Origin of the sequence: Streptosporangium sp. NPDC020145 (genome assembly GCF_040631275.1) — a bacterium.
Lineage (GTDB): Bacteria > Actinomycetota > Actinomycetes > Streptosporangiales > Streptosporangiaceae > Streptosporangium.
In genome coordinates this window covers 119471-129303 of the sequence record NZ_JBEXZT010000025.1, presented here as the reverse complement: position 1 = coordinate 129303, position 9833 = coordinate 119471, and the positions used below count along the sequence as shown (strand labels likewise).

The window sequence follows — 9833 nt, the reverse complement described above, 5'->3', positions numbered from 1 at the left end:
TCGGATCTGCTGGTGTGCCTGGGGCATTCGGGGGTGGTGCGGGGGATGGAGCAGGGCCGTCCGTTCGGGCTTGAGGACTTGGAGCCGGAGGTGTCCTCGGGGTTGGAGGTGCTTTTGGCGGCGGTGGACGGCCGGGAGAAGGACTGGGGGCTGTTCGGTCGTCAGGCGGTGGAGTTCCATCTGCGCAACGCGCGGGCCTGGGCGAACCGGGCCACGGGGGAGGATCTCGCGGCGCAGATCGACCCCGAATTCGTCTTCGGGCCCACACGAGTGTCCCTCCAGCGCTAGCTGGAGGTCGATCGGGCCCGGCCTAGTGTCTGTAAGTTCCCTTCTGAGAGGAGAAGGCAGCATGTCGCTGACCGTTCCGAACGAGCTTCTCGACCAGGCGAAGGCAGGAGAGGTGGACGACGCGACGTTCGTCGCCTGTGTCCGTGACTCCCTGCCATATGCATGGACGCTCATCAGTGACCTGGTGGGGGAGCGTGAGCGCACCGGCGCCGAGTTCACCGACAACACCGTCCCGCCGCCGGACGAGGCCGCCCGCGGCCAGCTCCTGCGCTGCCTCGCCAGCGACTCCATGCGCGGCGCGCTTGAGCGTCACTTCGGGGTGAAACTGGCCTTCCAGAACTGCCACCGGGTCGCGGTCTTCGACCCGGCGGCCGTCAAGGCCCACGCCGAGTTCATCACCGCCAGGTCCCAGATCCTCAACCAGAGCCCCGAACTCGTCGACTGCTGACCCCTCCCGCCCTCGTCAAGCCGCACCCGGCCTGACGAGGGCGCTTTCCTTTTCCTGTCCGGGGCACCCCCACCCTCGCCAGGCCATACCAACCCAGCGAAGGCACCGTCCCGTTCCGACCTGGTTCCCGGCCTGGGACAGCACTCCAGTCCCTCTCCCTCGTCAGGCCGTACCCCGGCCCAGCGAGGGCGCTTTCCCATTCCTGACGCGGGGCAGCACCTCAGCCCCCAGCCGTCTGATCGTTTCGAGGGTTCGCTCCCGTGTGCCCGCCCCCTCGACCATGAGGATCAGGTGGCCGAGCCCCGTCTTGTTGACGGTCCGTTCGATCCGCTCGACGCAGAGGTCGGCCGAGCCGACCGGGTGCGTCCGGCAGAGAAAGTCCACGTAGTCCGCGATGTCACGGCGCGGTGTGGGGCGCCCGTCAACGGACACGTACCCCGCGAGCCCCGGCCCGAGCCAGCCCGGCATCGCCGCCCTCAACTCCGCGACGGCCTCCCGCGTCGAGTCCGCCACATGCCCGACCACCGCCGCCACATGCCCCGGATCCCCACCGTCCCAGGCACCACCACGCCCTTGATCCCCATCGCCATGGGCCTCACCACGCCCCAGGTCCCCGCCTCCACGGACACCACGATGCCCTGGATTCCCGTCGTCACAGCCGCCACCCCGGGCACCGCCCCCAGCGCCGTAGGCCTCGCCGTACTCCCGCAGCAGCCCGGCCTTCCCCTCGTCGTCGAGGTGCATCCCCAACAGCATCGGCAGCCCCCGCCCGGCGGCCAGTGCGACCGTCCCCGGCGAGGTGCACGCCACGACCGGCCTGAGTCTGGCGGCCGGGACCATCGGTACCTCCCGGAACCGGAAGAACTCCCCGTCCGCAGAGACCGTGTCCTGCCCGAGGGCCGCGCACAGCAGGTCGAGCGACTCGGGAAACCCCCGCTCGAACCTGGGCAACCCCGTCCCGAACACCTCAAGCTCCGTCCAGGGACCGCCCCGCCCGACCCCGAGCGTGAACCGTCCGCCGGAGACCTGGTCCAGGATCGTCGCCTGTTCGGCCAGCTCAACGGGGTGCCGCGCCGACAGTACGCTCACCGCCGTCCCCACCCCGATCCGGTCCGTACGGCCGAGCGCGACCCCCGCCAAGGTCACCGCCGAGGGGCACACGCCGTACGACATGAAGTGGTGCTCGGCGATCCACGCGTCGTCGAAGCCCGCCTCCTCGGCGGCGACCACCGCCTCGACCGTGTCCCGCAACACCTGTCCCGGCTCCCTGCCGGGGAATCCTGCCGCGATGAGGAAGATCCCAACCCGCATGCTGCCCACCATGCGCCACCGTCCCCCGACAGAAAAGGGCATATCCCCCTTCCCTTTGAAGGAAGGTCAGCCGTTGAGAAGCGCGTTGATGTCGCTCTCCCGATAACGCCGCTGCCTGCTGGGCGTCCGCACCGAGGGGATCTTCCCGGTCAACGCCCACCGATTGACGGTCTTCGGGTCCACCCCGAAGATCCGCGCGACCTCCCCGGGAGTGAGAAGCCGTTCGGTGGTGTCCGGCCCGGTGGCGAAGGTGCCGTCAGGAGCGACGGCCTTGAGGGGAGACATGGGGAACTCCTTCAGTAGCGGCTTCGGTGGAGGATCTCGTCATGCCGGGCCAACGCGCGAGCCAGCCGACGCAGGGTCGTACGGCCGAGCACATCGCGGGCCCCGGCTCTGCGCTGGTCAGGCCGCAACGGCTCGTACCGGATGGCCCACCACCGGGGCAGGCCGGGCAGATGGAGGTACTCGTACCGCCAGCCGGGATGGGTGCTGATGAACAGGTCGATCAGTCGTCGATCGTCGTCAGTCATGGTCGTCCCTGGGTGCGGGAGCGGAAGAAGTGCGGGGCGGGTGCCCGGCCCCGAGCCGGGGAGCACGACGGCCGGGCACCCTGAAGGAGGACCGGCCTTCCCCTGGGGAAGACCGGTGCGCCAGACGACTCCCTCTTCCCCAACACGCCCAGAGCGTGTGCGGGAGCCGTCCTGCGAGGGTGTGCGGTCCAGGTCCCTCCTACCTGAACCGCACGTTCACGGGGGTACGGCGGGCGGACGGGTGGGATGAGTTTCCACCGCCCGCCGTACCGGCTTTCAGGAGTCCTGTGCGGCCCAGGTCCCTCATCCCTGGACCGCACGTTCACGAGGTACGGCGGGCATGCGTCTCCTCACCCGCCGTACCGGCCTTCAGGAGCGCAGCAACCTGCGCAACGCCGTAGACCGGCTCGCCACGACGGCCTGACCAGGGCATACAGCCGGGACGACCCGGGCGGTGGGAGTCCGCAGAGCACGGGCGACGGCGACGGCCCGGATACTCGGCGGCACCGTCGGGGACGCCCGGGCGCTCAACTTCCGCTCCAACTCATCGACCGACCCGGCTCGCACCAACAGCACGTCTCCGAGACCCGGCCTGCCGGGAAGGAAACGGCGGTAGGCGCTCCACAGCCCGGACCGCGAACTGTGGAAAACCAGCCAATCCGGATGGGCCTGCTGTACGGCGTCACACCCCTGAAGCACGACATCCGGCACCGGACACGGCATCACGCCGCCCTCCCACCCGGCGAACGCCGTCCCCCGGCGAACCCCGCCTCTCCGCCGGGCTCCTCGGCGACCGCCACCCCGGAGTGCCCTGCCCGCCTACGGGAAACCCCGCCACGAACCGGCGCCGGGGAAGACCGCACCGCGAGCCGTATCGCCTTGATCATCTCCGCCTCCCGCATCCGCTCCTCCAACCCCTCACCCGTGATGTCCTTGACGATCACCGGACGCGGGCCATCCCAAGCGGCCATGGCGTAGAAGCACCGCTTCCCCAGGCTGTAGAGAACCGTCCACTCAGCCCACGCCCGGTCGATCCGCCCCGCCTCGGCGCGAGCCGGACCGTCCCACACCCGCCGATACACCGCCGCGTACGGCAGGCCGTCCCGATGCCGCCCCGTCACGACGACACCCCCTCAGCGATCTCCTCCTGACGGACAACCGCCTCCCGGACCTCCTCGAAGGTGTCGGCGTCCACGGTCGGCTCCGCTCCGGCCCGCAACGCCGTACCCGGGAACGCCCGATTGCGGACAGCCCAGAACCGACCGGCGTCACTGATGATCAGCCGCCAGCCGGGGATGACCTGGGCGGCCGGAAGGGACCTGGCAGTCTCCATGGACCTCACCTCCGTTGCGTTCGAAATCCCGCCGGAACATGAGAGGAGGACGGGATGGCGTTGTGGTGTACGGCTATTTCAATGGGGCCGTAACGCCACGTCGAGACGTGCCGGTGGGGATACTGAGGGTAAGAACAGCGTTTACCCACCCGTGGTGAGGCATCAATGGCTGTGAACAATGAATTGCCCGAATGGGCGGCACGGCTGCGCGCTGAGCGTGAGCTGCGCGGATGGGGGCGGGCCGATCTGGCCCGCGAAATGCTGAAAGTGGCTGAGCCGTACACCCTGCCCCGGCTGAAGTCGATAGTCGCCAGCATCAAGGGGCACGAAACCGGGCGCCACAGGCCGGACGACCCGTATTTGCCGCTTTATCGCAAGGTGCTCGGTCTCGGTGAGGAACTGTTCGCCTCGGCGAACATGCCGCTTTCCGCTTTGGCTCTGCCGTCTCTCGCTCCTGATCCTGATTTGTACGAACGGATCACGAAGACGATCGGCGAACCGGGGCGGGTGGATCTGGAGACGATCGCGTGGCTTGAGCGATGTCTGGCCGAGCACCGCCGGGCCGAGGACACCATGGGCAGTCGCCCCCTGATGCCCGTGGTCCGTGCCCAGTTCGCCACCGTCGCCGATCTCGCCCGGGGGGTTCGCGGGACGACGGGAGACCGACTGGTCAGCATGGTCGCCCAGTACGCCCAGTTCCTGGCGTGGATGTGTCAGGACAGCGGCGATCTGGCCGCCGCGCTGGCGTGGTACGACCGCTCCCACGGCTGGGCGCTGGAGGCCGGAGACGCCGCCCTGGCCGCGACGACCCTGAACATGCGCGCTCACCTGGCGTGGAGCACCGGAGACCCGCAGCGGTGTGTACGGCTGGCCGAGGCGTCCCGCTGGCACGACGGCCGCACCTCACTGGGCATCCAGGGAATGGCCGCCCAGATGGCCGCCCGGGGACAGGCGCAGATGGGACAGGGTCGGCAAGCGCGCTCCCTGCTCGGCGAAGCCGAAGAACTGATCAGAAAAGCAGCCGAGCGTCCCGAGGAGGAGCCGTCGTGGATGTACTTCTACGACGAGGGCTGGTTCCTCATGCAGCGTGGCATGGCCGAACTGGAGTTGGGCGACGGCCATCGCGCGGTGCCCTTCCTCGAACGGGGACTGGCGGGTTTGGCGGGGTCGTATCGGCGTGATCGCGCCTGGTTCGGTGCCTGCCTGGCCCACGCGCACGCGCTGGCGGGCGAGGCCGAAGCGGCGACGGAGACGGCGCTCGACGTCGCTCCCGACGCGGTGGCCGTCAACACCTACGCCGTCCGTGACCTGCGCAAGGTGGCCGGACTACTGGACCGCATGCGCGCACCGGGCGCCCGTGCCCTCCAAGAGGCCCTGCCGCAGGCATCCTGAGGAGACTCACCCCAAAGGCCGCGTCATGAATTTGGGGCACGCGGTCAGTGTGGCCGGGGTGGTTCTCGACGACCAGGGGCGTGCGTTGCTCGTCCAGCGGCGCGACAACGGCCGCTGGGAGGCTCCCGGCGGCATTCTGGAGCGCGACGAGGACATCACCACCGGTCTGGTGCGCGAAGTGCGCGAGGAGACCGGCCTGATCGTCGAACCTCTCGCCCTGACCGGGGTCTACAAGAACATGACCCGCGCCGTCGTCGCCCTGGTCTTCCGCTGCGCCGCCACCGGCGGCCACCTCACCGAAAACCACGAGACCCGTGCCTTCCACTGGGCCGGCCCCCAGGAAGTGAGAGCCCTCGCCAACGAGGCGTTCGCCGTACGTGTCCTGGACGCCATGCGCCCCGGCCAGCCACCCGCCGTACGCCACCACGATGGCACCCACCTGCTGACGGACCCATGACCCTCCACCCGTTGTCCGATGAGGAGATCGCCGAGCGCCTGGCCGGGCTGCTGGATGGTCCCCCACGGGCCGCGCCTGACCGGCGCGGTCCGCATCCCCGCCGCCACCGCCGGGCGGATACAGTGCCCGGCCACTCATCACCCTGAAGGGTTCACAACGGAGCCGAGGTCAAGACAGCGGCGGGACGAGTCGCCCCAGAAGGGCACACGAGGCTTCACCCATGGACCGAACGAACAAAAGCCTCCCAGCGAGATTTACTTTTTCTCCCACACCGTCACGCGAGTGACCAACGTCGTCTGTGCCATCCCCACGATCTCCACCAGCGCGTAGCGTTCCTCCGTGGTCAGTACGCAGACGGCCCGCTCTGGATTGATCTTGTTATCGCGCGGTGCGGATTTCTTCGCCCCGTAATCGGCCTTGACGCAACTGTCGAAGCTTTTCGGGGTTCTCGGATCGAGGGCGGCCACCGAGTCACCGCTTTCCCCGGATTCCGCGTTCAGCCCCACGATCCAGTCGTGAGCCCCGCCGACGACGTATCCCGCGTCCTGTCCGAACCACGCGCCCCTCGTCGGAACCCAGTCGGTGGCCAGGGAGTCCAGGTCGTAGGCCTCTCCGGGCTCGAACCTCAGCTCTCCCTGTCGGCGTACCGCCGGCGGGTCCGCCCTCGCCTCCTCGCCGGGGCGAGGAAAGTAGACCGCCACCAGGGTGATCATCGCTGCCAGTACCGTCGCGGCGGCGCCGATCAGCGTCGCCGAGTGACTACGCCAGAACGACCTCTCCGACGCGGACCCGCTCTCCTGAGCATTCGACACGCGACATTAAATTCCCCAATTTCCAGACCAATCAGCTCTTTACTGGAAAAAGTGGTGGAACTGTCAATCGAAACCCACAATGAAGAATATTCACGTTCCTGAGCTCCGGCCACGGCCTATGCGAAAAGCCCGAGCTGACCTTCCCCCGCCAGCGGGTTCCGGTGCCTCTTGAGGTGGCGCCAGCGAGGGAGGTCGTCCAGGTAGGACCAGGACAGGCGGTGGTGTTCGGTGGGGCCGAGGCGTTCCAGGGCCTGTTGGTGGATCGGCGAGGGGTAGCCCGCGTTGTCGGCGAAGCCGTACTCCTCGACACCGGCCAGAGAGGCCATGTAGGTGTCGCGGCGGACCTTGGCCACCACCGAGGCCGCGGCGACCGAGACGCAGGACAGGTCTCCCTTGATCTCGCACCGGACCGGCCAGGGCGCCCCGAGATAGTCGTGTTTGCCGTCGAGGATGACCACGTCGGGCCGGACGGGCAGTTCGGCCAGGGCCCGGCCCGCCGCCCTGCGCAGCGCCTCGGTCATGCCGAGTTCGTCGATCTCGGCGTGGGTGGCCTCGCCGTACCCGACGCCGACGGCCCAGGTGACGATCTCGTCGAACATGGCGGTACGGCGGGTCGGGGTGAGCATCTTGGAGTCGGTCAGGCCTGCGGGCGGCTCGGACAGGTCGGTGACCACCGCGCAGACCGCGACGGGTCCGGCCCAGGCGCCCCGGCCGACCTCGTCGATCCCGGCGACGGTCTTCGACCCGTTGCCGGACAGCAGCCGTTCGAGCGCGTATGTGGGAGGCATGGCTGAAGACGTTACCGTTCGGCCAGCCGGACGACGGCCAGGTCGTCGACCAGCATCCGGGCGGCCACGTGTACGGCCCGCAGGGTGACGGAGACGGCGGGCCGGTTGACGCTCGACGCGCGGGCGACGGCGTGGACGACGCGGCTGACCGGATCGCCGGGGAACTCCCGCACGACGATCCCCCTGACCCCGGCGGCCAGGGCCAGGGCCGGGACGGCCGCGATGCCGATGCCCTTGGCGACCAGGCCGAGGATCGTCCCCAGCCCCTCGAACTCCCACGGCACCGGCTGGGCCCCGCCGAAGTCGGCCAGCATGCGGTCGACGGCCAGCCGGGAGGGTTCGCCGTCCGGGGTGGCCATCCACGGCTCGTCACGTAGTTCGCGCAGGTCGACGGGCTCGTCGAGGGAGGCGAGCCGGTGCCTGCGCGGCACCACGAGCACCAGTGGGTCGTGCAGCAGCGGGAAGACCCGCAACGTGTCCGTCTCGCGCACCCTGCCGTACCAGTCGTCGACCAGCGCGATGTCCACCTCGCCCGACCTGACCTCGCGCATCCCCCGTCCTGAGCGTCCCTGACCCATCCGCAGGGTCAGCGCGGTGTGCCTGCGCAGCGTCCTGGCGAGGGCGGGCGCGAAGGCGACGGCGGCGGTGGGGAAGGCGGTCACGGTGACGCGCCCCGACGGGGTTCCCTGGTGGGCGGACAGGTCCGACTCCGCGTTCTCGACCATCGCCAGGATGCGCTGGGCGTGCTCGACCAGGCGGCGTCCGGCGTCGGTGAGTTCGGCGCTGCGCGCGGAACGGTCGAGCAGCGCGGCTCCGGCCTCCCGTTCGAGGGTCGCGAGCTGCTGGGAGACCGCGGACGGGCTGTAGCCGAGGGAGGCCGCCGTCGCGGCGATGCTCCCTCTCCTGGCGAACTCACAGATCACCACAAGCCGACGAAAATCAAGCATCGGACTTCCTTACGCCCACCCACACCAACCAGTGCTTGTTCCGATGCCTGCATCCCATCACGCTTGGGAACGTTCCGCATTGATCGGAAAGGGACACTGATGAACGTGACGCTTTCCGCCACGCTGGCGGCGAACGAGGACATCGAACGAAGACGGCGCGCCGGTGAGCGGGTGCTCCACCTGGCCTTCGGTGAGGCGGGTCTGCCCGTTCATCCGGCGCTACGCGAACGGCTGGCCGCCGCCTCCGAGCACAACGGGTACGGCCCGGTCGCGGGGATCACGCCGCTGCGCGAGGCAGCGGCGGGCTACTGGGACAGGCGCGGCCTGCCGACGGACCCCGACCTGGTGGTCTGCGGCCCCGGGAGCAAGCCCCTGCTGTACGGCCTGCTGCTGGCGATCGGCGGTGACGTCGTGCTGCCGATGCCGAGCTGGGTGAGCTACGCCGCCCAGGCCGACCTGGTCGGGGCCCGTCCGCTGCCGGTTCCCGCCCCTCCTGGCGAGGGCGGGGTGCCCGATCCCGACCGGGTCGCCTCCGCCGTACTGCACGCGCGGGCGCGGGGGCGTGACGTCCGTTCCATCCTGCTCACGCTGCCGGACAACCCGACCGGCACGCTGGCCTCCCCGGCCACGGTCACCCGGCTGGCGAGGATCGCCCGTGACCTCGGCCTGATGGTCATCTCCGACGAGATCTACCGCGACCTCCTGCACGATCCGGCGACCGGCTTCGTCAGTCCCGCCGACGTCGCCCCCGAGCGCACGGTGATCACCAGCGGGCTCAGCAAGAGCCTGGCCCTGGGCGGCTGGCGGATCGGCGTGGCCAGGCTTCCCTCCGCCGAGCTGCGTGACCGGCTGCTCGCGGTGGCCAGTGAGATCTGGTCGAGTCCGGCGGCGCCCGTCCAGCGGGCCGCGGCCTACGCCTACACCGAGCCCGCCGAGATCGTCGAGCGGATCGACCTGAGCAGGCGGCTGCACGGCACGGTCGCGCGGGCGGTGCACGACAGGCTCGTCCGGGCGGGAGTGCGGACCGAGGCGCCGCTCGGCGGTTTCTACCTCTATCCCGACTTCACCGGACATGACTTCACGACCTCCGCCGAACTGGCCGCGGCGCTGCTCGACCGGCACGGGGTCGGGGTGCTCGCCGGACACGTCTTCGGCGACGACGTCAGGGCCCTGCGGGTGCGGGTGGCGACGAGCCTGCTGTACGGCGAGACGACCGAGCGGCGACTGGCCGCGTTGCACGCCGCCGACCCGCTGGAACTGCCCTGGATCTCGGCCGCGCTCGACCATCTGAGTGAGGCCCTGACCGGCCTGGAGGGGGCCCGGCCGGCACCCGGTGGACGCCGTGTTTCCGGCGCCGTTCCCAGCCCCGTGACGGGCTGATCTTTCAGGAGATCACTTTAAGGAAACTTTACCCCGTGAGCAGGCACATCCGGGATAGCATCCGCATGCTCTGACCTGCGATTTCACCCCTCCGAGCAGGGGGCGCCAGGGGCTTAACCAAGATGTCTTGTGTCATTTGGCACCAGG

Annotated in this window: 12 protein-coding genes and 1 pseudogene; 5 read left to right on the top strand and 8 right to left on the bottom strand. The window is 69.7% G+C overall.

Annotation, left to right across the window (positions count from 1 at the left end; all coding sequences use genetic code 11):
• Together ABZ463_RS33100 and ABZ463_RS33095 are read left to right on the top strand one after the other, a co-directional pair.
• Positions 1-288, top strand: a pseudogene (locus ABZ463_RS33100) (ATP-binding protein); the annotation flags it as partial.
• Between the two features lie 61 nt (positions 289-349).
• Positions 350-736, top strand: coding sequence for an SCO5389 family protein (locus ABZ463_RS33095; RefSeq protein ID WP_352013722.1), 387 nt, complete (start codon positions 350-352; stop codon positions 734-736).
• Positions 737-898: 162 nt separating this feature from the next.
• On the opposite strand, the gene ABZ463_RS33090 is transcribed toward ABZ463_RS33095, so the two are convergent.
• From ABZ463_RS33090 to ABZ463_RS33070, 5 genes are all read right to left on the bottom strand, one after another.
• Complete coding sequence (locus tag ABZ463_RS33090) at positions 899-2047, bottom strand: LLM class flavin-dependent oxidoreductase (RefSeq protein WP_362782129.1); 1149 nt, start codon at positions 2045-2047, stop codon at positions 899-901.
• 66 nt (positions 2048-2113) lie between these two features.
• On the bottom strand, positions 2114-2332 hold the full coding sequence (locus ABZ463_RS33085; RefSeq protein ID WP_362782126.1) for a BldC family transcriptional regulator: 219 nt from the start codon (positions 2330-2332) through the stop codon (positions 2114-2116).
• Positions 2333-2343: 11 nt separating this feature from the next.
• Entirely contained in the window at positions 2344-2577 is a 234-nt protein-coding gene (locus tag ABZ463_RS33080) for a hypothetical protein (protein ID WP_362782123.1), read from the bottom strand.
• A gap of 722 nt (positions 2578-3299) precedes the next feature.
• A complete protein-coding gene (locus ABZ463_RS33075) occupies positions 3300-3698 on the bottom strand; it encodes a hypothetical protein (RefSeq protein ID WP_362782120.1) in 399 nt (132 codons plus the stop codon).
• Positions 3695-3910 carry a hypothetical protein gene (locus ABZ463_RS33070; protein ID WP_362782117.1) on the bottom strand — a complete coding sequence of 72 codons (216 nt, stop codon included), beginning with the start codon at positions 3908-3910 and terminating at the stop codon, positions 3695-3697. Before ABZ463_RS33070 ends, ABZ463_RS33075 begins: the two co-directional genes overlap by 4 nt.
• 171 nt (positions 3911-4081) lie before the next feature.
• On the opposite strand from ABZ463_RS33070, the gene ABZ463_RS33065 reads away from it, so the two are divergent.
• Together ABZ463_RS33065 and ABZ463_RS33060 are read left to right on the top strand one after the other, a co-directional pair.
• Positions 4082-5302 carry an XRE family transcriptional regulator gene (locus tag ABZ463_RS33065; protein ID WP_362782114.1) on the top strand — a complete coding sequence of 407 codons (1221 nt, stop codon included), beginning with the start codon at positions 4082-4084 and terminating at the stop codon, positions 5300-5302.
• A gap of 25 nt (positions 5303-5327) precedes the next feature.
• Positions 5328-5759, top strand: a complete 432-nt coding sequence (locus ABZ463_RS33060) for an NUDIX domain-containing protein (protein WP_362782111.1) — start codon at positions 5328-5330, stop codon at positions 5757-5759.
• Between the two features lie 254 nt (positions 5760-6013).
• Here ABZ463_RS33060 and ABZ463_RS33055 read toward each other — a convergent pair whose 3' ends face one another.
• From ABZ463_RS33055 to ABZ463_RS33045, 3 genes are all read right to left on the bottom strand, one after another.
• Positions 6014-6472, bottom strand: a complete 459-nt coding sequence (locus ABZ463_RS33055) for a hypothetical protein (protein ID WP_362782108.1) — start codon at positions 6470-6472, stop codon at positions 6014-6016.
• A 215-nt stretch (positions 6473-6687) separates the two neighbouring features.
• A complete protein-coding gene (locus ABZ463_RS33050) occupies positions 6688-7359 on the bottom strand; it encodes a ribonuclease HII (protein ID WP_362782105.1) in 672 nt (223 codons plus the stop codon).
• An 11-nt stretch (positions 7360-7370) separates the two neighbouring features.
• The gene (locus tag ABZ463_RS33045; protein WP_362782102.1) at positions 7371-8306 is read right to left on the bottom strand and encodes a LysR family transcriptional regulator; all 936 of its coding nucleotides are present in this window, start codon (positions 8304-8306) and stop codon (positions 7371-7373) included.
• A 99-nt stretch (positions 8307-8405) separates the two neighbouring features.
• Between ABZ463_RS33045 and ABZ463_RS33040 the strand changes: the two genes are divergently transcribed.
• On the top strand, positions 8406-9686 hold the full coding sequence (locus ABZ463_RS33040; RefSeq protein WP_362782099.1) for a pyridoxal phosphate-dependent aminotransferase: 1281 nt from the start codon (positions 8406-8408) through the stop codon (positions 9684-9686).
• Positions 9687-9833: the final 147 nt, after the last annotated feature.